An 18,179-nucleotide genomic window follows, 5' to 3' on the forward strand; every position below is an offset into this window, starting at 1 on the left:
AAGACGGCACGGTGAGGAGGAGCCCCGATGGCCGCGGACGCACGTCCGGACGAGTGGCGCTCCCGGCGCGCCCGGCGACTGGCCGGGCTGCCGTGGGTGCGCCGCGAGGACCGGGCGGACGGCACGCCGGTGCGCTTCGTCGCCGACGAGCTCGTCGTGCGGGCGGATCACTTCGGCACCGCGCGCCAGGCGTTCGCCGAGCAGGGCTTCGACGCCCGGGACATCGTTGAGGAGGGGGATGTCCCGGACGGCTTCCGGCGGGTGCGGCTGCCCGGCCTGGACGTCGCGCGAGCCGCCCGGCGCGTGCGCGTGCAGGCGGAGGCGGCCGGGGACCCGAGGGTGGCCGCCGCGCCGAACCACGTCTTCGTCTCGACACCGTTCGCGCACGCCGGAGCGTACGGGCCACCGCGCCCCGCGCCGCCCGGTGCGCTGACCCCGCCGGTGGAGGGGACCGGCGGGGTGAGGGTCCTGGTGCTGGACACCGGGGTGTGGCTGAACAGCCCGTTGCCGAAGGAGCGGTACGTCACCGAAGACTTCGAGCCCGGGGACGACGGCGCGGGGGTGCGCCAGGGCGACGCCGGGCATGCGAACTTCGTCGCCGGGGTGATGCTGGGCCGGTCGCGGCGGGTGCGGCCGAGAGTGGTGCGGATCGTCGACACGTTCGGGGTGTGCCGGGAGAGCGACCTGGTCGCGGCCCTCCGGCGGGCGGGCGACGATCCGATCATCAACCTCTCGCTGGGGGGATACTCGCTCGACGACCGGCCACCGGTCCTGCTCACGGCGGCGCTGGCGCAGCTGCTGACGAGCGGTGACCGGGTGGTCGTGGCGGCGGCCGGCAACGACGGCCAGCACGACCGGCCGTTCTGGCCGGCCGCGTACGCCGGGACGGGCGCGCCGTGGCGGCGGCGCGTGGTCGCGGTCGCCGCCCACGACGGCCGGCGCATCTGCAACTGGAGCAACACCGGGCCGTGGGTGACGCTCGCGGCGCCGGGGGCCGACGTGCTCAGCACGTATGTGCACCACGAGGGTTTCCCGGACGGCTGGGCCCGGTGGAGCGGCACCTCGTTCGCGGCGCCGTATGTCGCCGCGGCGATCGCCGACGCGCTGCCGGAGTCCGGCTCGGCCGGGCTGGCGGCGCAGTCGGTCGTGGCGGGGGCGGGGCTGCGCTACGGCCGTTACGCGGGGGTGGCGTGAGGGCCATGCATCACACCAGGGGGAGGGTGGTGACGGGGTGCGGCACGCTGGTCGCCGCGCCCCGTCGCCCGGTGGTCACGGTGCTACCCTTCGGAGCCATGGCCGACCCCGAAAGTCCCGGTGAACACGAGAATGCCGCACTTCTGCGGGCTGCTTCGGCCGGGGATCAGCAGGCGTGGGAGTCCATTGTGGACAGGTACGCCAACCTGGTCTGGTCGGTGGCGCGCAGCTTCCAGCTCGGCCAGTCCGACGCCGCGGACGTGAGCCAGGCGACGTGGCTGCGGCTGGTGGAGCACGTCGACGCCGTGCGGGAGGCCGACAAGCTCGGCTCCTGGCTGGCGACCACCGCCCGCCGCGAGGCGATCGCGCTGCTGCGCAAGAGCGGGCGCGACGTGCCGGCGGGGGCGGCCGGTGACTTCGTGGAGACCCTGGGCGGCGCCCCGGCCGGCGTGGATCCGGTCGAGGAGGAGCCGGACGCGGGCGTCCTGCGCGACGAGCGCGACGCCATGCTCTGGCAGGAGTTCCAGACCCTGTCCCGCCAGTGCCAGCAGCTGCTGCGGGTGCTCATCGCCGATCCCCCGCCGAGCTACGCCGAGGTCTCGGCCGCGCTCGACGTGCCGATCGGCAGTATCGGTCCGACTCGCAAGCGCTGCCTGGGCACGCTGCGCCGACGATTGGCGACTTCGATATGACCACCCACCGCGGCTGCGCAGGGCCGACCCGATGATCGGGGAGGAAGAGGTGCTGAGCTCTTTGCGTGACATCGCCGGCCGGCGCGACCCGGTGCCGCCGAACGTGCTGGCGGCCGCCCGGGCGAGCCTGTCCTGGCGCGATCCGGACGCGGCGCTGGCCGCGCTGACCCGCGACTCGCTGGACCGGCTCATCGCCGTGCGGGGCGGGATTCGCGGCGGAACCCCGCGAGTGCTGACGTTCTTCAGCGGCGCCCTGACCATCGACGTCCAGGTGACCGCGCGCCCGGGCGGCGTGGACGTGGTCGGCGAGCTGGCCCCGGTGGTCGCGGCCAAGGTCGTCGTGGAGTCGCCGGCCGGGTCGCACGAGACGTCGGCCGACGACGAGGGCCGCTTCCGGTTCGAGGGGGTCGCGACCGGCCCCGTGCGGCTGCGCTGCGAGCCTGAGGTCGAGGGGGCATTCGTACCGGTCCGCACAGAATGGGTGCAATTGTAGAATTCCTCGCAAAGCCCCTGGTCACAGCGGGTACGGTCGCGGAAAAGGTGCCGCGACGCTGCGAGGAGCCGGCCATGCCCATCGACCACGTGCAGATCGTGTCCATTCCCGTGACCGACCAGGACCGGGCCCGCGACTTCTACCTCAACGCCCTCGGCTGGGAGCTGATCAGCGACAACGACGAGGGCGACCGCCGCTGGGTCGAGGTCGCCCCGAAGCACGGCCAGACGTCGTTCACGCTGGTCACCTGGTTCGAGTCGATGCCGGCCGGATCGCTGCGCGGGATCGTGCTCGACACCGACGACATCGAGAAGACCTACGAGGAGCTCTCCGAGCGCGGGATCGTCTTCGAGTCCCCGATCGAGGAGGGGCCGTTCTCGCGGGTCACGAGCTTCGCCGACCCGGACGGGAACACCTTCGTGCTGCACCAGCTCTACCAGCCGCGGATCCGGACGGTCAGCTTCGCGTCGGTGCCGTCGCTGTAGGTCGCGCTCGCCTCGGCCGGACCCGCTCGCCTCGGCCGGACCCGCTCGGCCCGCCGGTCCGGCCGCTCGCACAGGCTGCTGGGCGCGGTGGGCCGTAGCGCAGAGGTCGTCGCGCGCCGACTCATAATCGGTGAGGACGCCGGTTCGACTCCGGCCGGTCCGCCGCCTTCGCGCGGGCGGCTACCATACGGCGGTGCCGCTCGACCCCGATGACGTCGAGGCCTGCCCGCGGGTGGCGGCCGCGGTCGACGACGCCGGCGAGCGGGTCGTGGCGGCGGTCGGCAAGGCGTACCGGGCGCGCAAGCAGCGGCGCACGGCGGAGCGGCGCGCGGCGACCGGCGAGCACGACCGGCGCCTGGTGACGCAGCCACGGACCGGTGACCCCGCGCGGCCGCCGGACCCGCAAGGCGCCGAGGTGCTGCCGCGGGCGCGCCGGCGCTACGCGTGCGAGTCGCCCTGCCGCGAGGTTCCGCCGTCGTACCCGCAGATGTGCGCCGAGTGCGCCACGAGCACCACCGCCCGGCGGCACGCCGGGGCCGACCTGCCCGGGCGGCGCGCGCTGCTCACCGGCATCCACGTCACCGGCGCGCGGCCGCACACGACCCGGGAGGCCCTGCGCGAGCGGGGGTTCCCGGTGCCGCTGGACGCGGTGGACGGGACCGCGCGCGTCCACGACCCGATCGTGCCGGGCGTGCACGATGTCTTCCTCGAGGACTACCGGGCGGTGCAGTGGTAGAGGTCGAGATCTCGTGTCCCGTGCTGGCGGCCCCGACGGTACCGCCGGCTGATCCGACCCTGCTCGAACCGCTGCTGGCGCGGCTGTCCGACCCGTCCGGGGTGGCCGCGACCGAGCGCTTCCCGCTCGGCACGCTGCAGCCCGACGGGCGGCTCGACCTGTGCAAGCAGGGCCTCGGCGCGGACGGCGTGAGCCGGGTGCTGGATCGGGTGGTCGGGTCGGGTCATGCGGTACACCTGCTGCTCGGCACGAACGGCCTCGGGGCGCCCGGGGCCGCCGCGCTCGCCGCGTCGCTCGCGCCCGGGCACGGCGTGCGGACGCTGTACCTCGGCTGCAACGCCATCGACGCGGGCGGCGCGGAACCACTGTTCGAGCGGCTCGCCGGCGACGACACCGTGACCGCGCTGTGGCTCAAGCGCAACCCGCTCGGCGACGACGGGATCGCCGCGCTGGCCGCGATGCTGCGCACGAACACCGCCCTCACCACCCTCGACCTCGTCAACACCGGGCTCACCGACGCCGGCCTGGCGCTGCTCGCCGACGCCCTCGGCGCGCGGGAGCGGCCCGTGACGCGGGTCTTCCTCGGCGGCAACGGGCTCGGGCCGTCGGCCGCGCCGCTGCTGTCGCGCCTGCTCACCGGCTGCGGCGTGACCGACCTGTTCCTCGCGGCGAACCGGCTCGGCGACGCCGGCGTCCGGGTGCTCATGGACGGGGTCGTCGGCGGCGGCACCCTGGGCCTGGGCGGCAACGGGCTGACCGACGCCGCCCCGGTCGCGGCCCGGCTGTCCGCGCTGGAGGCGCTGGACCTGAGCCGGCCGCAGTCGCTGCGGGTGCTGGGCGCCACCGACAACACGATCGGCGACCCGGGCGCGCGGCTGCTCGCCGAGGCGCTGCCCGGCAGCCCGCTGCGCCGCCTCGACCTGCGGCACACGGGCATTCGCGGGCGCGGGGCCAAGGCGCTGCTCGCCGCGGTCGAGACCGGCCGGACGGCGCTGCGGCGGCTGACGCTCGGGCCCGATGTGCCGCGGCGCGTCAAGCGCGCGCTCGCCCAGCTTCTGCCCGGTGGCGAGCCGCCCCTGGCGAGCGAGATCCTCAGCGTGTACCGCTAGCAGCACCCGTCTTTCCCCCGGAAAACTGTCGTACCTCCCCGCTACTCTCGCGGGCATGACGGAGGCCCTGAACCTGCTCGCCGCCGCGGACGAACTGCTCGCCGCGACCCGCGCCACCCGCGTGGAGCGGCGCGACGACGTGCAGCTCGAGGCCCTCGCCCTGGCCGTGGCGGCCAACCTGCCGGTGCTCCTGTGGGGCGAGCCGGGCATCGGCAAGTCCTCCGCGCTGCAGCAGCTCGCCGACCGGCTCGGGGTGCCGATGGAGACCGTCATCGCGAGCATCCACGAGCCCTCCGACTTCGCCGGCCTGCCCGTCGTCGGCGACGACCCCGCGACCCAGGGCGTGCCGATGGCCCCGCCGGACTGGGCGATCCGGCTCACCCGCAGCGGCGTCGGCCTGGTCTTCTTCGACGAGCTGTCCTCGGCCCCGCCCGCGGTGCAGGCGGCCCTGCTGCGGGTCGTGCTCGAGCGCCGGGTCGGCAGCCTCGAGCTCCCGCCGGGGGTGCGCGTGGTCGCCGCGGCCAACCCGCCGGCCAGCGCCGCCGACGGCTGGCACCTCAGCCCACCGCTGGCCAACCGGTTCGTGCACCTGCGCTGGACCCACGACCCCGCCGTCGTCGCCCGCGGACTGGCCGGCACCTGGCCCACCGCCGACATTCCGCGCATCGACCCGCGCCGGGCCGCGTCCGCGCTGGCCCGCGCCCGCGGCACGCTGTCGGGCTTCCTCACCGCCCGCCCCGGCCTGACCCACCACCTGCCCGCCGACGCCGAGGGCCGCGGCGGCGCCTGGCCGTCCCCGCGCACCTGGGAGATGGCGCTGCGGCTGCTCACCTTCGCCCTGGCCGGCGACGCCTCTCGGGAGGCCCTGGCGACGGCGCTGATCGGCGCGATCGGCGACGGCGCCGGCCTGGAGTTCATCACCTACCTCGACGAGCTCGACCTGCCCGACCCCAACCGGGTCCTGGCCAACCCCGACGCGTTCGCGCTGCCGGAGCGCGGGGACCGGCAGCTCGCCTTCCTCACCGCGATCGTCTCGGCGGTGCAGTCGGACGTGTCGCGGCCCCGGTGGGAGGCGGCGTGGGCGGTGCTCGCCAAGGCGGTCGAGGCGGGGGTGCCGGACGTGGCGGCCCGGGCCGCGGCCGACCTGGCGGCCATGCGCGAGAAGTCCTGGCCGGTGCCGGAGACGATCGACGCGTTCGTGGACATCCTGCGGCTGTCGGGGGCGATGCAGCGATGACCTCGGAGTCGCCCTCGTCGCGGCCGGGGGACGCGGAACCAGCGGCGGCGCGGGCAGAACCCGCAGAGACGGCGGGCGCGGGACCAGAATCGGCCGGCGCGGAACCAGAATCGGCCGGCGCGGGACCAGAAACGGCCGGCGCGGGACCAGAAACGGCAGCCGGCGCGGAACCAGCGGAGGCGGCGGGCGGGGGCGGGGGCGCGGCAGGGGTGTTCGCGGCGGTGCCGGCCGCGCGGCTCGCGCTGGACAGGACGAAGCTGCTCGCGGGGCGGTATCGGGCGGCCAAGCTGCGGCCGTACCTCGCCTCGGCGATGTACGCGCTGTCCGTGGTGCCCTCCTGGCACCTGTCGACGATGGGCGTGGATCAGCACTGGAGGCTGTACGCGAACCCGGACTTCGTGGCCGCGCACCCCGTCGAGGAGCTGGCCGGGGTCTGGGTGCACGAGGTCGCGCACCTGCTGCGGGACCACCACGGCCGGGCCGGCCGGCTGCGGCACGTGGACCGCGACGACCACCTGCGGGTCAACCTGGCGCAGGACTGCGAGATCAACGACGACCTGATCGCCGACGGGCTGCCGCTGCCGGCGAGCCGCGTGGAGCCCTCGACGTTCGGGCTGGCGACGGGGCGGCTCTTCGAGGAGTATCTGGCCGGCATTGCGCACACGCACGCCCTGCACGTGCAGTGCGGCTCGGGCGCGCACGGCATGCCGGTGCCGGGCGAGGTCGGGGCCGGCGGCGCGCCCGCGGTGCCCGAGGTGGAGGCGGGCGCCATCCGCCGCACGACGGCCGACGCCATCCGGGGGCACGTGCGGGCCCGCGGCACCGTCCCGTTCGGCTGGCGGCGGTGGGCCGACGAGATCGCCGAGCCGACCGTCGACTGGCGCCGCCTGCTCACCGGCGCGCTGCGCCAGGCCGTGGTGTGGGCGAGCGGGGCGGTCGACTACACGTATGCGCGCCCGGGCCGGCGCAGCGCCGCGCTGCGCGGGGTCGTCCTGCCGAGCCTGCGCCAGCCCCTGCCGCGCGTCGCGATCGTCGTCGACACCTCGGGCTCGATGGGCGACGACCAGCTCGCGTCGTGCCTGGCCGAGGTCACCGGCGTGCTGCGCGCCGTGGGCATTCGCGGCAACCGCGTCACGGTCCTGGCCTGCGACGCCGACGTGCGGGCCGTGACGCGGGTGACGAAGGCGGACCAGGTCCGGCTGAGCGGGGGCGGCGGGACCGACATGCGCGTGGGCATCGAGCGCGCGCGGCGCGGCCCCGAGCCCCCGAACATCATCGTCGTGCTGACCGACGGCCTGACCCCGTGGCCGGACGAGCCCGCGGGCTGCCGCCTGATCGCCGGCCTGATCGGCCCCGATCCCCCGGACACTCCGCCCTGGGTCGAGACGATCCACATCAGGGACGGCTGAGCCCGTGGCACCGGCGGCTGCTTCTGGCGACTGTCCCCCACCGCGGCGGCTGCCTAGCGTGGGTGTCATGGCTGATCACGAGCTGGGGCTGACGCGCGGGGACCGGGTTGTCGTGCTCGCCGGGGGGCTGCTCGGGTGGGGGCTGCCGATCGCGGCTCGGTGGTTGCTGTCGCTGCCGTGGGTACCGTTCGGGGGGCCGGCCGCGCGGGCCAAGGCGCTGGAGAACAAGCGTGCCGCCGACGCCGACGAGCCGCACAAGCTCGGCTTCACCGGGCGCGACGTCGGGGCCGTGCAGCACTGGCGACCGCTGGTGCAGTCGTGACGAGCCGAGTGCGCGACCGTCGCGGCCGTGCAGCATGAGCGTGGCGACGGTATCCCGGCCAAGCCGGGCTGCACGAACCGGGTCCAGGTGGCGATCCTGGTGCACGAGTCGCACGACTGGATCAGCACGACTGATCAGCCCGACTGGATCAGGCCCGCCACCCCGTCGAGGACCGCCTGCAGGCCCCGCTCGAACTGCGCCGCCACCGCGTCGGGGCCCGTGGCGGGGCCGACCACCTCGGGCGAGCCCGGCTCGTGGCCGTCCAGCAGGCCCGCGGTGTGCGGGTAGCGGCCGGTCGCCAGCTGCTCCATCCCGTACGCCACCACGGCCTTCACCACCTCCGGGTCGGGCTCCGCGCGGGCCTCCGCGGCGCGCAGGGCGGCGCCGAAGACGTACGCGTCGACGATCGCGATCACGTCGAACCGGCCCGCGTTGTCCAGCCCGGTGCCGGCCAGGGCCGCGAGGCTCTGCTCGAAGTGCAGCATGGCGTTGGGCCCGAGCGCTGGGCCCGGGCGCAGCGTGATCGCCCACGGGTGCCGCGACAGCACCGCCCAGGTCCGCCGCGCGATGGTCGCGGTCGCCTCGCGCCAGCCCGCCGGCAGCTCGCCCTCGGCGACCACGGCCTCGGCCATGAGCGCGTCGTCCATGAGCTCGACCAGCTCGTCCTTGGTCTCGACGTAGTTGTAGAGCGTCATCGTGCCCGCGCCGAGCCGCGCGGCCACGTTGCGCATCGAGACCGCCTCGATGCCCTCGGCGTCGGCGATCTCCAGGGCCGCGGCGGCGATGCGCTCGCGGCTGAAGCGGGGCGCGCGGGAACCGGGCTCCGGGCGCGCCCAGATCGGCGGTCGGGGCATGGACTCGATTATCGGTGATAGCGGTTCGCGATGAACCCGGGCTCGGCCCCGGGTTCGGCCGGCCGGGTGACGACCGGCAGCGCAGTGTGCGCGCCGAAGCCGCGGCCCAGCGCTCGGACCTGCTCCTCCATGAGCGGGACGCTGCGCCGGGCCCCCGACTCGACCACCCGCTCGGCCAGGCGGCTGTTGAGCAGGGTGCGCAGCCAGTACGCGAGCATCACGCCGCGGGGCACGAAGACCTTGCGGCGGCGGCGCTCCAGCGCGTCGACGAAGGCGGCCGCGCAGCGCTCGACGGACGTGGTCGAGCCCAGCGGGGGCGGCAGGCGCCGCAGCGTGTCCTTGAACGCGGGCAGGTCGTCCTGGGCGTCGCGGACGAGGTCGGTGTCGATCCAGCTCGGGTGGGCGGTGCCGACGGCGACGCCGTGGTGGGCCACCTCCAGCCGCACCGCGTTGCCGAAGTGCTCGACGCCGGCCTTCGAGGCGCAGTACGGCGCCATCCCCGGCAGCGCCGCGAACGAGGCGGCCGAGGCGACGATGAGCAGGTAGCCGCGGGCCGCGATGAGGTGTGGCAGGCACGCGGCGGTCGTGCGCATGACGCCGACCAGGTTGACCTCGACGGTGTGCACGAGGGCCTCGATGTCGCCGGTGGCCACCGTGCCGCGGCTGGCGACGCCCGCGTTGGCCACCACGGCGTCGATGCGGCCGTAGGCGCTCATCACCCCGTCGACCGCGGCCGCCATACTGGCCTGGTCGGTGACGTCGGCGGCGAACCAGACCCCGCCGAGCTGTCCGGCGAGCGTCTCCAGCCGGTCGGGCTCGAGCCCGACCAGCGCGACGCGGGCGCCGCGGGCGGCGGCCTCACGCGCCGTATGTTCGCCGATGCCGCGGGCGGCGCCGGTGATGAGCACCACCTGGCCGGACAGGCTCTTGCGCTGCACCGAGGGCCTCCCATCGGCGGTACCGTTCAGTACCAGGCAAACTAGCACCCGGGGACATTGTCGCGAAAGGTGAAGGCCACCGCATGACGAGCACCAGGACCGCCGAGGAGCTGCGCGCCGACCTCACGGGCGGGCTGGCCGAGTCGATCGCCGCCAAGGGCTACGCCGCCACGACGATCGCCGACATCGTCATGCACGCGCGCGTGTCGAAGCGCACGTTCTACGAGCACTTCGCGGACAAGGAAGCCTGCCTGATGGCCCTCTACGCGCAGGGCTGCGAGCACCTGCTCGAGGTGGTGCGCAGCGCCGCCGGGCCCGGCGGCCGCCCGTGGAAGGAGATGATCAACAGCGGGGTGACGGCGTACCTCACCGCGCTGGAGACCATGCCCGCCGTCACCCGGACCCTGCTCGTGGAGATCCAGGCGGCGGGCCCCCGGGCGTTCCGGCTGCGCCAGCAGATGCAGCGCCGCTTCGCCGACGCGCTGGTAGAGGTGATCGAGCGGGCCCGGGCCGCCGACCCCGGCATCCCCCGCCTGTCGCCGCTGCTGGCCATCGCCCTCGTCGGCGGCGTGCACGAGATGATGCTGCAGGTCTGCGACCCGTACACGGGTGCCGGCCCGTCGTTCACCGAGCTGACGCCGGCCGTGGACGAACTGGTCTACGCGATCCTCACCAACCCCTGGATGACAGCGGATGGAATGATCGGACCTACGGCCGGGTTGCACGGTTGAAAAAGGGAAGGGACGCTTCGCGGTGCTGAACCCCAGCGAACTTTACGAGCTCACCGATGATCCGCCGGCGGCCGACCGGCCGGTGCTCGTGCACGCGCTGACGGGCTTCGTGGACGCCGGCAACGCCACCCGCCTCGCCCGCGAGCACCTGCTCAGCGTCGGCTCGGCGCGCACGGTCGCCACGTTCGACCTCGATCAGCTCTACGACTACCGCGGCCGGCGCCCCCCGATGCTCTTCGTCGAGGACCACTGGGAGCACTACGAGCAGCCCCAGCTGCTGCTGCGGGTGCTGCGCGACGCCACCGGCACCGAGTTCCTGCTGCTCGACGGGCCCGAGCCCGACCTGCAGTGGGAGCGGTTCACCGCGGCCGTGCTGGAGCTCATCGAGCGCTTCGACGTGCGGGCCACGGTCGGGCTCACCGCGATCCCGATGGCCGTGCCGCACACCCGCCCGACCGGCGTGACCGCGCACGGCACCAGCCGGGACCTCATCGCCGGCTTCGAGCCGTGGCTGCAGCGGGTGCAGGTGCCGGGCAGCGTCGGGAACCTGCTGGAGTACCGCATCGGCCAGCAGGACCGCGACGCGTTCGGCTTCGCGGTGCACGTGCCGCACTACGTGGCCCAGGCCGAGTTCCCGGCCGCCGCGGAGAAGCTGCTCTCGTGCCTGGCCGACGCGACCGGGCTGCGGGTGCCGATGGACGAGCTGCACGCCGCGGCCGACTCGGTGCGCGCGGAGATCGACGTGCAGATCGCCCAGGCCGACGAGGCCGCGTCGCTGGTGCGGGCGCTCGAGGAGCAGTACGACGCCTTCACCCGCGGCCGCACCGGCAACAACAACCTGCTGGCCGACTCCCCCGCCCCGCTGCCGACCGCGGACGAGATCGGCGCGGAGCTGGAGCGGTTCCTGGCCGAGCAGAGCCGGGGCGACGAGCCGCCCAACCTGTGAACCGGCGGCCTACCAGCTGGTGCCGGTGAGGCGCTCGTAGACCTCCACGTACCGGGCCCGGGTCAGGGCGACCACGTCGTCCGGCACCTCGGGCCCGGGAGCGGTCTTGTTCCAGCCGGTGGTCAGCGACCAGTCGCGCACCTGCTGCTTGTCGAAGGAGAACTGGGTGCGCCCCGGCTCCCACTCGTCCAGCGGCCAGAAGCGCGACGAGTCCGGGGTGAGCACCTCGTCGCCCAGCACCACGGCGCCCGTGCGGTCGCGGCCGAACTCGAGCTTGGTGTCGGCGACGATGATCCCGCGCTCGGCGGCGAGGGCGGCTCCGCGCGAGTACACCCGCAGCGTGAGCTCCCGCAGCTCCTCCGCGAGCTCCTTGCCGATCTCCTCGGTGACCTCGCCGAACGTCACGAACGCGTCGTGCTCGCCGGCCGGGGCCTTGGTCGTCGGCGTGAAGACCGGCTCCGGCAGGCGGTCCCCCTCGACGAGCCCGGGCGGCAGCTCGACGCCGGACACGGCACCGTGCGCCGTGTACTCCGACAGCCCCTGCCCCGCGAGGTAGCCGCGCGCGATGCACTCGACCGGCAGCATCTCCAGCCGCTGGCAGCGGATCGCCCGCCCGGCGAACTCGGCCGGCACGTCGGTCGCGGAGATCACGTGGTTGGGCACGATGTCGGCGAGCTGCTCGAACCACCACAGGGACAGCCGGGTGAGCACGGCGCCCTTGTCCGGGATCGGCGTCGGCAGCACCACGTCGTAGACGGAGATCCGGTCCGAGGCGACGAGGATGAGGTCGTCGCCGTCGGCGTACACGTCACGGACCTTGCCGGAATGCAGGAGTTCCACGGCGTCGAGCCTATCGGAGCGGCGTAGGGTGAGCTGCGTCACGACCACGTCGCCGACCGCCGCCGGAGGCCAGCATGCCCCTCGATCCCGCGAAGACCGCCATCGTCCTCATCGAGTACCAGAACGACTTCGTCTCCGAGGGCGGCGCGTTCCACGCCGCCGTCCAGGGCGTCATGGACAAGACCGGCATGATGGCCAACACGCGCAAGGCCGTCGCCGCCGCCCGGGCCGCCGGGGTGACGATCATCCACGCGCCGATCACCTTCGCGCCCGGGTACAACGAGATCACCTCGCATCCGTACGGCATTCTCAAGGGCGTCGTGGACGGCAACGCGTTCGTCAAGGGCGAGTGGGGCGCGCAGATCGTCGACGAGCTGGCGCCCCAGGCCGGGGACATCGTCGTGGAAGGCAAGCGCGGGCTGGACACGTTCGCCAGCACCAACCTCGACTTCATCCTGCGCAGCAAGGGCATCACCACGATCGCCATCGGCGGCTTCCTCACCAACTGCTGCGTCGAGTCGACGATGCGGACCGGCTACGAGCATGGCTACCAGGTGATCACCCTGCAGGACTGCGTGGCGGCCACCTCGCAGGAGGAGCACGACAACGCGCTGAAGTACGACTTCCCGATGTTCTCGACACCGATGTCGGCCGACGACTTCGCGGACCGGATCCAGCCCGCTTCGTAGGAGCGCGGCGGCGTCGATGGCCGTCACACCGAGCACTCTCCCGGCCCCGGCGACCGGGCAGAATGACGCTGGATGCCGAGGCCGGGGTGGAGTTGTCTGCACCCGGCACGGCAGCCAGGGCCGATGTGCGCGGCGGCGGGGAAGGCGAGGCTCGATGGCATGACGTACTCCAGGGCGCTCGTCCGCAGCGCGCAGCTGCTCGGGATGACCGTGCTCACGCTCGCCCAGTTCGTGCTGACGGTCCTGCCGAGCGGCGTGGTCGTGGTCGCCCCCGGGATCGCCGTGCGCCGGCTGACCAACCGCTGGCGGGCACTGTTCGGCGACTGGCTCGGCCGCGAGATCCCGGTGCCGTACCAGCCCGAGCCCGAGCCGCCGCGGCCGGACGAGGAGGGGCTGTACCGCCACGACAACCAGCTCTACCGCTCGCCCCGCGTACCCGCGTACCTGCGGCGGGTCGACTGGTTCGCCAAGGACCCCGCGCTCGCCCGCGACCTGACCTGGATGCTGTGGTTCCCGCTCGTCGTGGTGCTGGTGGTCCCGCTGGGCCTGCCGGTCGCGCCGCGGGCCGTGGACCTGGTCGCGCGGTGGAGCGAGGCCCGGCTGCGCCCGGTCGCCGGCCCCCGGCGCAGCGAGCCGAAGCGCTCCGAGCGCGTCCTACTGGCGTGGGCCCGCTGCGGCCTGCTCGCGCTGAGCGCCGTGGTGCAGGTGGTCCTGTTCGCGGTCACGGTGCTGTGCTTCGCGCTCGGCTTCGGGCTCGGCCTGGTGTTCCTGATCCCGCTCGGCCTGACCCACTTCCGCTGGCTGGCGAGCCTGCGCCGGGAGTGGGCGGCCTGGGCCGGTGTCACCATCGAGCCGCCCTACACCGCCCGCAAGCGCCCGGAGCTGCGCCCGGACGGCCTGTACCGGGTGGACCGCAGCCTCTACAAGACCGCGGGCATGGCCGAGTTCAACGCCCGCTGGCAGTGGATCTGGCACGACGCCGCCTCATGGCGGGACCTGCTGTGGCTCGTCGCCGACGCGCTCGTGGTCGGGGTCGTGGCCGGCGTCCCGGTCGCGGCCGGGATCTACGGCGCCTGGTGGCTGGCCCTGCCCTGGGTGTGGACGCAGTGGTTCGGGGCGCAGTCGAGCCGGTGGTACGGCGCCCTGGACGGCAACCGCACCGCCGGCCTCCTCGCCGGCATCGCGCTCGTCGCCGTCTCCTTCGCGCTGGCCGGCACCGCGGTCGGGCTCGCCTCGCGCTGGAGCGCCGTCCTGCTGCGCCCGACCGCGAAGGAGCAGCTGCGGCGGCGGGTCGAGCGGCTCACCCAGACCCGGGCCGACGCCGTCGACGCGCAGGCCGCCGAGGTGCGCCGCATCGAGCGCGACCTGCACGACGGCGCTCAGGCGCGGCTCATCTCCGTCGGGCTCACCCTGGGCGCGATCGAGCGGCTCATGGACACCGACCCGGACGCGGCCCGCAAGCTCGTCGCCCAGGCCCGGGAGACCTCGCAGACGGCGCTGAGCGAGCTGCGCGCCCTCGTCCGCGGCATCCACCCGCCGGTGCTCTCCGAGCGCGGCCTGCCCGACGCCGTGCGCGCTCTCGCCCTGGACACCGCGGCCGACGTCACCGTCACCGGCCGCCTCGATGGGCGCCCGGCGGCCCCGGTCGAGTCCGCGGCGTATTTCGCGGTCAGCGAGCTGCTCGCCAACGCGGTCCGCCACGGCCGCGCCGCGCACATCTTGGTGCACATCGCCTCCGCCGACGGCCTGCTGCGCATCACCGTGACCGACGACGGCCACGGCGGCGCGGACCCGTCGCGCGGCACCGGGCTGCGGGGGATCGAGCGGCGGTTGGGTACCTTCGACGGGACGCTCGCCCTGCACAGCCCCGCGGGCGGGCCGACCGTCGCCTCGCTGGAGCTGCCGTGCGCGTTGTCCTCGCCGAAGACCTCTACCTCCTGAGGGACGGCCTGGTCCTGCTGCTGCGCAGCCACGGCTTCGAGATCGTGGCGGCCGTCGACACCGGCCCGGACCTGCTCGCCGCCCTGCTGGAGCACCGGCCCGACGTCGCCGTCGTGGACGTGCGGCTGCCGCCGAGCTTCACCGACGAGGGCCTGCAGGCCGCCCTGGCCGCCCGCCGCGAGGTGCCGGGCCTGCCCGTGCTGGTGCTCTCGCAGCACGTCGAGCAGCTCTACGCCCGGGAGCTGCTGGCCGACGGCACCGGCGCGGTGGGCTACCTGCTCAAGGACCGTGTGTTCAACGCGGACCAGTTCATCGACGCGGTACGGCGGGTGGCCGGCGGCGGCACCGTCATGGACCCGTCGGTGATCGCGAAGCTGGTGGCCCGGCCGTCGCCGCGGACGGGCACCCTGACGCCGCGCGAGCGCGAGGTGCTGACGCTGATGGCGGAGGGCCGCTCGAACGCGGCGATCGCCAAGCAGCTGTTCCTGTCGGAGAGCGCGGTGAACAAGCACATCGCGAGCATCTTCGGCAAGCTGAACCTACCGGTCTCGGACGACGACAACCGCCGCGTGCTGGCCGTGCTCGCGCACCTGCACGGTTCTTCGTAGCCGCGAAAATCCCGATGCCTGTCGGCTCAGGATTTTTCTGACATATCACGATTCAGATACTCAGGACGATCTTGCCGCGACCGTGACCGGTCTCGATCTCGCGGTGCGCGTCGGCGGCCTCGGCGAGCGGGTAGACGCGGCGCACGTGCCACTGGGTGCGGCCGGCGGCGTACAGGTCGATCAGCTCGGCCAGCGCCTCCCGGCTGCGCCGGCCCTGGATGCTGCCCAGCCCCAGCTCCTCGATGCGGTCGTGCGCGACCAGGGTGATGATCCGCTTGCGGTCGGGGACGAGCGCCAGGGACGTCTCCAGGGCCTCTCCCCCGGCCCCGTCGACGGCCGCCGTCACGCCCTGCGGCGCGAGGGCGCGGACCCGGTCCGGCAGGCCGGGGCCGTACACCACCGCAATCGCGCCCAACGAGCGCACATAGTCCTGGTTGGCCTCGCTCGCCGTGCCGATGACCGTGGCGCCCATGATCCGGGCGAGCTGCACGCCGGCCGTGCCGGTCGCGCCCGCCGCCGCGTTGACGAGCACGGTGTCGCCCGGCCCGGCCCCGATCGCCGAGAGCGCCAGGCGGGCCGTCTGCCAGCCGGCCGTGAAGCCGCCCGCGACCTCCCACGGCACGCTCGCCGGCTTGGGGGTGACCTGGTCCTCGGGCACCACGATCCACTCGGCGTACGCGTTGAACACGCTGAACCCGAGCACCTCCGAGCCCACCGGCACCGCGTCCGTGCCCTGGTCGACGACGCCGGAGAACTCGTTGCCGGGGATCTGCGGGAGCGTGACGGGCGCGTAGGGCGGGACCCACCCGCGGCGCAGCCCCGCGTCGAACGGCTGGACGCCCGCGAAGCGCACGCGGACCCGGACCTCACCGGGTCCGGCCTGCGGCTCGGGCAGGTCGTGGAGGCGAAGGACGTCGGGCGGACCGGGTTCGGCGAAGGCAGCGGCTCTCATGAGCAACGACTGTGCGACCTGAAGCGCGCTTGAGGTCAATGGGGTACCGTGCTGGCCACGCCGAAGTTCTCAGGGAGTCGACGATGGTGAACGCCAAGGACTGGGTCGTTGTCGGGCTCGACAACGGCGGCACCGCGAACAACGCCACGGTGCTCGACCACGAGGGCTCGTTCCTGGTGGACGGGCTCGTCGAGGTGCCGAGCCGGGTGCTCGACGGCCCCGAGGCGGCCGTGGAGTCGCTGGCCGCGGCGTTCGACAACATCCTCGCGGTGACCAAGGTCGACCGCTCCCGCGTGGTCGCCGTCGGCCTGGACACGCCCGGCCCGGCCAGCGCCGACGGGGTCATCTCGTCCAAGGGCGCGACGAACTTCTCCCAGCCGGCCTGGTGGGGCTACGACTTCCGCGGCGCGCTCGAGCGCCGGCTCGGCCTGCCCGTCGTCTACAACAACGACGGCAACGCGGCCGCCCTCTACGCGCATCACGTGTACTTCGGGCCGGCCGCCGACACCAAGTCGTCGGTCTCGGCGATCGTCGGCACCGGCCTCGGCGGCGGCGTCATCGAGCAGGGCAAGGTCATCCGGGGCGCGGCCGGCATGGCCGGGGAGCTCGGGCACGTGCACATCCCGATGCACGGGCTGCTCGAGGAGGGCCAGCCGCTGCCGTCCTGCGGGTGCGGCTTCCTCGGCGACGTGGAGAGCGTCTCGTCGCTCACCGGGATCGTGCGCAACCTGCTGCCGTACTGGCTCACCCGCTTCCCCGACCACCCGCTGCACGGCGCCGACTCCCTCAAGTCCGCCGCGAAGCAGGTCCGCTCCTACGCCGAGCAGGGCGACGCGCTGGCCCTGCGTATCTTCGAGCAGCAGGCGATGGGGCTCGGCCGGCTGTTCACGATCGCCGCGAACTTCACCGACCCCGACTGCTACTTCGTCGGCGGCGGCGTGGTGGAGGCGGCACCCCACTTCCGCGACTGGTTCCTGGCCCGGGTGCGCGAGCACACGCTGCTGCGCGAGGAGCAGGCCGCGGTGGCCGAGTTCTCGCTGGTGCCGGAGCGCGACATGGCGGGGGCTCGGGGCGCGGCGATCGCCGCGGCGGGAACGGTCGTCGCCTGACCGTGTGCGCTTGACTTGATATGTCAGGCGCTTCGCGCCACGACATATCCGCATTTTTCGCCCGCCGCCGCTTATCTGAGCTTTGCCGGTTTTCGCCAGATCAGGCGGTCTCGACCGGGACCGGGGCCCGGGGGACGTCCTCGGCCGTCAGGTTGAGCACGCCCTTGTCGTCGCGCTGCCAGCGGCGGCCGCTCGCGTCGGTGAAGCGCAGCTCCACGTGCATGTCGGCCGAGGGCGCGAGCCGGATGGTGCCGTCGTCGTTGATGCGGTCCCGGTCGACGGGCCCGTCGGTCTGCTCCTGGTCGAACCCGGCGTACACCTCGGGCTGCTCCCCCGGCGGCACGATCCGCACCCGCCGGATCGCCGTCCACGCGGCGGGCGGGTCGTGGAAGACGATCTCGACGTCGTACACCGGTGCCTGCCCGGCATTGCGCACCGCCGCGCCGACCACGCCGCGCGTGATGATCTTCTCGAACGTCTCGCGCTCGCTGACCGCCCACGCGCACACGCGCTCGGCGTCGCGGCGGTCGTCGGCGAGGCGGTACAGCGCGGTCAGCTCGACGACGGCGGCCGCGGCCCGGCGGGCGGCCTGCAGCGCGGCCCAGCCGAGGTAGACGGCGCCCCCGGCGACGAGCACGGCGAGGATCGCGGCGACGAGTAGCCCCACGTTCGCCAACGTACCGGCTCGATGCCGCCCATTGGCGGTTTTTCCCCGATAAACGACATATCGCCTGACGGGGCATAAGTCCGAAAAGTCGCGGCGCGGAGCGCCCGACTTTTCGCTCCCCACGCGGGCCCAAGCTTTTCGCTCCTCGCCGTGCGGGAGCGCCCGGACTTTTCGCTCCCCACGCGGGCCCAAGCTTTTCGCTCCTCGCCGTGCGGGAGCGCCCGAGC

The 18,179-nt window shown here is 74.1% G+C and carries 20 protein-coding genes and 1 tRNA gene; 16 read left to right on the plus strand and 5 right to left on the minus strand.

Annotation, left to right across the window (positions count from 1 at the left end):
- The first annotated feature begins 27 nt into the window (after nucleotides 1–27).
- From ACQP2P_RS36730 to ACQP2P_RS36775, 10 genes are all read left to right on the plus strand, one after another.
- A complete protein-coding gene (locus ACQP2P_RS36730) occupies nucleotides 28–1,194 on the plus strand; it encodes a S8 family peptidase (protein WP_433608877.1) in 1,167 nt (388 codons plus the stop codon).
- 188 nt (nucleotides 1,195–1,382) lie between these two features.
- Nucleotides 1,383–1,886 carry an RNA polymerase sigma factor gene (locus ACQP2P_RS36735; protein WP_433608879.1) on the plus strand — a complete coding sequence of 168 codons (504 nt, stop codon included), beginning with the start codon at nucleotides 1,383–1,385 and terminating at the stop codon, nucleotides 1,884–1,886.
- A 31-nt stretch (nucleotides 1,887–1,917) separates the two neighbouring features.
- On the plus strand, nucleotides 1,918–2,379 hold the full coding sequence (locus tag ACQP2P_RS36740) for a hypothetical protein (protein WP_433608881.1): 462 nt from the start codon (nucleotides 1,918–1,920) through the stop codon (nucleotides 2,377–2,379).
- A 74-nt stretch (nucleotides 2,380–2,453) separates the two neighbouring features.
- Nucleotides 2,454–2,864: a VOC family protein gene (locus ACQP2P_RS36745; protein ID WP_433608883.1), complete on the plus strand. Its 411-nt coding sequence runs from the start codon at nucleotides 2,454–2,456 to the stop codon at nucleotides 2,862–2,864.
- Nucleotides 2,865–2,952: 88 nt separating this feature from the next.
- Nucleotides 2,953–3,027, plus strand: a tRNA-Met gene (locus ACQP2P_RS36750).
- A 30-nt stretch (nucleotides 3,028–3,057) separates the two neighbouring features.
- Nucleotides 3,058–3,600, plus strand: a complete 543-nt coding sequence (locus ACQP2P_RS36755) for a hypothetical protein (RefSeq protein ID WP_433608885.1) — start codon at nucleotides 3,058–3,060, stop codon at nucleotides 3,598–3,600.
- Nucleotides 3,594–4,709: a gala protein gene (locus ACQP2P_RS36760; RefSeq protein ID WP_433608887.1), complete on the plus strand. Its 1,116-nt coding sequence runs from the start codon at nucleotides 3,594–3,596 to the stop codon at nucleotides 4,707–4,709. The genes ACQP2P_RS36755 and ACQP2P_RS36760 overlap by 7 nt, the downstream gene beginning before the upstream one ends.
- A 55-nt stretch (nucleotides 4,710–4,764) precedes the next feature.
- Entirely contained in the window at nucleotides 4,765–5,946 is a 1,182-nt protein-coding gene (locus ACQP2P_RS36765; protein ID WP_433608889.1) for an AAA family ATPase, read from the plus strand.
- A 221-nt stretch (nucleotides 5,947–6,167) separates the two neighbouring features.
- Nucleotides 6,168–7,355, plus strand: a complete 1,188-nt coding sequence (locus ACQP2P_RS36770; protein ID WP_433608891.1) for a vWA domain-containing protein — start codon at nucleotides 6,168–6,170, stop codon at nucleotides 7,353–7,355.
- A gap of 67 nt (nucleotides 7,356–7,422) precedes the next feature.
- A complete protein-coding gene (locus tag ACQP2P_RS36775) occupies nucleotides 7,423–7,677 on the plus strand; it encodes a YqeB family protein (protein ID WP_433608893.1) in 255 nt (84 codons plus the stop codon).
- 134 nt (nucleotides 7,678–7,811) lie between these two features.
- Here the strand turns inward: ACQP2P_RS36775 and ACQP2P_RS36780 are convergent, their stop codons facing one another.
- Nucleotides 7,812–8,531 (minus strand): TetR/AcrR family transcriptional regulator C-terminal domain-containing protein, encoded by a 720-nt coding sequence (locus ACQP2P_RS36780; protein ID WP_433608895.1) that lies wholly within the window; start codon nucleotides 8,529–8,531, stop codon nucleotides 7,812–7,814.
- Nucleotides 8,532–8,539: 8 nt separating this feature from the next.
- The gene (locus ACQP2P_RS36785) at nucleotides 8,540–9,469 is read right to left on the minus strand and encodes an SDR family oxidoreductase (RefSeq protein ID WP_433608897.1); all 930 of its coding nucleotides are present in this window, start codon (nucleotides 9,467–9,469) and stop codon (nucleotides 8,540–8,542) included.
- Nucleotides 9,470–9,552: 83 nt separating this feature from the next.
- Between ACQP2P_RS36785 and ACQP2P_RS36790 the strand changes: the two genes are divergently transcribed.
- A complete protein-coding gene (locus tag ACQP2P_RS36790) occupies nucleotides 9,553–10,200 on the plus strand; it encodes a TetR/AcrR family transcriptional regulator (protein ID WP_433608899.1) in 648 nt (215 codons plus the stop codon).
- Nucleotides 10,201–10,222: 22 nt separating this feature from the next.
- Nucleotides 10,223–11,146 carry a proteasome assembly chaperone family protein gene (locus tag ACQP2P_RS36795; RefSeq protein WP_433608901.1) on the plus strand — a complete coding sequence of 308 codons (924 nt, stop codon included), beginning with the start codon at nucleotides 10,223–10,225 and terminating at the stop codon, nucleotides 11,144–11,146.
- Nucleotides 11,147–11,155: 9 nt separating this feature from the next.
- On the opposite strand, the gene ACQP2P_RS36800 is transcribed toward ACQP2P_RS36795, so the two are convergent.
- The gene (locus ACQP2P_RS36800; protein ID WP_433608903.1) at nucleotides 11,156–11,986 is read right to left on the minus strand and encodes a phosphoribosylaminoimidazolesuccinocarboxamide synthase; all 831 of its coding nucleotides are present in this window, start codon (nucleotides 11,984–11,986) and stop codon (nucleotides 11,156–11,158) included.
- 74 nt (nucleotides 11,987–12,060) lie between these two features.
- Here ACQP2P_RS36800 and ACQP2P_RS36805 point away from each other — a divergent pair, with 74 nt between their 5' ends.
- The 3 genes from ACQP2P_RS36805 (at nucleotide 12,061) to ACQP2P_RS36815 (ending at nucleotide 15,224) form a co-directional block, all read left to right on the plus strand.
- Nucleotides 12,061–12,675 carry a cysteine hydrolase gene (locus ACQP2P_RS36805; RefSeq protein ID WP_433608905.1) on the plus strand — a complete coding sequence of 205 codons (615 nt, stop codon included), beginning with the start codon at nucleotides 12,061–12,063 and terminating at the stop codon, nucleotides 12,673–12,675.
- 159 nt (nucleotides 12,676–12,834) lie between these two features.
- Entirely contained in the window at nucleotides 12,835–14,616 is a 1,782-nt protein-coding gene (locus tag ACQP2P_RS36810; protein ID WP_433608907.1) for a sensor histidine kinase, read from the plus strand.
- On the plus strand, nucleotides 14,580–15,224 hold the full coding sequence (locus ACQP2P_RS36815) for a LuxR C-terminal-related transcriptional regulator (RefSeq protein WP_433608909.1): 645 nt from the start codon (nucleotides 14,580–14,582) through the stop codon (nucleotides 15,222–15,224). Before ACQP2P_RS36810 ends, ACQP2P_RS36815 begins: the two co-directional genes overlap by 37 nt.
- Before the next feature lie 52 nt (nucleotides 15,225–15,276).
- Here the strand turns inward: ACQP2P_RS36815 and ACQP2P_RS36820 are convergent, their stop codons facing one another.
- On the minus strand, nucleotides 15,277–16,176 hold the full coding sequence (locus tag ACQP2P_RS36820; RefSeq protein ID WP_433608911.1) for an NADP-dependent oxidoreductase: 900 nt from the start codon (nucleotides 16,174–16,176) through the stop codon (nucleotides 15,277–15,279).
- An 83-nt stretch (nucleotides 16,177–16,259) separates the two neighbouring features.
- On the opposite strand from ACQP2P_RS36820, the gene ACQP2P_RS36825 reads away from it, so the two are divergent.
- Nucleotides 16,260–17,285: an ROK family protein gene (locus ACQP2P_RS36825; protein WP_433608913.1), complete on the plus strand. Its 1,026-nt coding sequence runs from the start codon at nucleotides 16,260–16,262 to the stop codon at nucleotides 17,283–17,285.
- Between the two features lie 100 nt (nucleotides 17,286–17,385).
- Here the strand turns inward: ACQP2P_RS36825 and ACQP2P_RS36830 are convergent, their stop codons facing one another.
- Nucleotides 17,386–17,952 carry a hypothetical protein gene (locus tag ACQP2P_RS36830; protein ID WP_433078606.1) on the minus strand — a complete coding sequence of 189 codons (567 nt, stop codon included), beginning with the start codon at nucleotides 17,950–17,952 and terminating at the stop codon, nucleotides 17,386–17,388.
- Between the last annotated feature and the right edge of the window lie 227 nt (nucleotides 17,953–18,179).

Origin of the sequence: Dactylosporangium sp. CA-139114 (assembly GCF_050955725.1) — a bacterium.
In the GTDB taxonomy this organism is placed as follows: domain Bacteria; phylum Actinomycetota; class Actinomycetes; order Mycobacteriales; family Micromonosporaceae; genus Dactylosporangium.

Excerpts from the sequence above, each read along its gene's own strand:
- ACQP2P_RS36730 (WP_433608877.1), top strand. The coding sequence starts at position 28 with ATGGCCGCGGACGCACGTCCGGACGAGTGGCGCTCCCGGCGCGCCCGG.
- ACQP2P_RS36810 (WP_433608907.1), top strand. The coding sequence starts at position 12,835 with ATGACGTACTCCAGGGCGCTCGTCCGCAGCGCGCAGCTGCTCGGGATG.
- ACQP2P_RS36775 (WP_433608893.1), top strand. The coding sequence starts at position 7,423 with ATGGCTGATCACGAGCTGGGGCTGACGCGCGGGGACCGGGTTGTCGTG.
- ACQP2P_RS36740 (WP_433608881.1), top strand. The coding sequence starts at position 1,918 with ATGATCGGGGAGGAAGAGGTGCTGAGCTCTTTGCGTGACATCGCCGGC.
- ACQP2P_RS36820 (WP_433608911.1), bottom strand. The coding sequence starts at position 16,176 with ATGAGAGCCGCTGCCTTCGCCGAACCCGGTCCGCCCGACGTCCTTCGC.
- ACQP2P_RS36790 (WP_433608899.1), top strand. The coding sequence starts at position 9,553 with ATGACGAGCACCAGGACCGCCGAGGAGCTGCGCGCCGACCTCACGGGC.
- ACQP2P_RS36745 (WP_433608883.1), top strand. The coding sequence starts at position 2,454 with ATGCCCATCGACCACGTGCAGATCGTGTCCATTCCCGTGACCGACCAG.
- ACQP2P_RS36780 (WP_433608895.1), bottom strand. The coding sequence starts at position 8,531 with ATGCCCCGACCGCCGATCTGGGCGCGCCCGGAGCCCGGTTCCCGCGCG.
- ACQP2P_RS36765 (WP_433608889.1), top strand. The coding sequence starts at position 4,765 with ATGACGGAGGCCCTGAACCTGCTCGCCGCCGCGGACGAACTGCTCGCC.
- ACQP2P_RS36805 (WP_433608905.1), top strand. The coding sequence starts at position 12,061 with ATGCCCCTCGATCCCGCGAAGACCGCCATCGTCCTCATCGAGTACCAG.
- ACQP2P_RS36825 (WP_433608913.1), top strand. The coding sequence starts at position 16,260 with ATGGTGAACGCCAAGGACTGGGTCGTTGTCGGGCTCGACAACGGCGGC.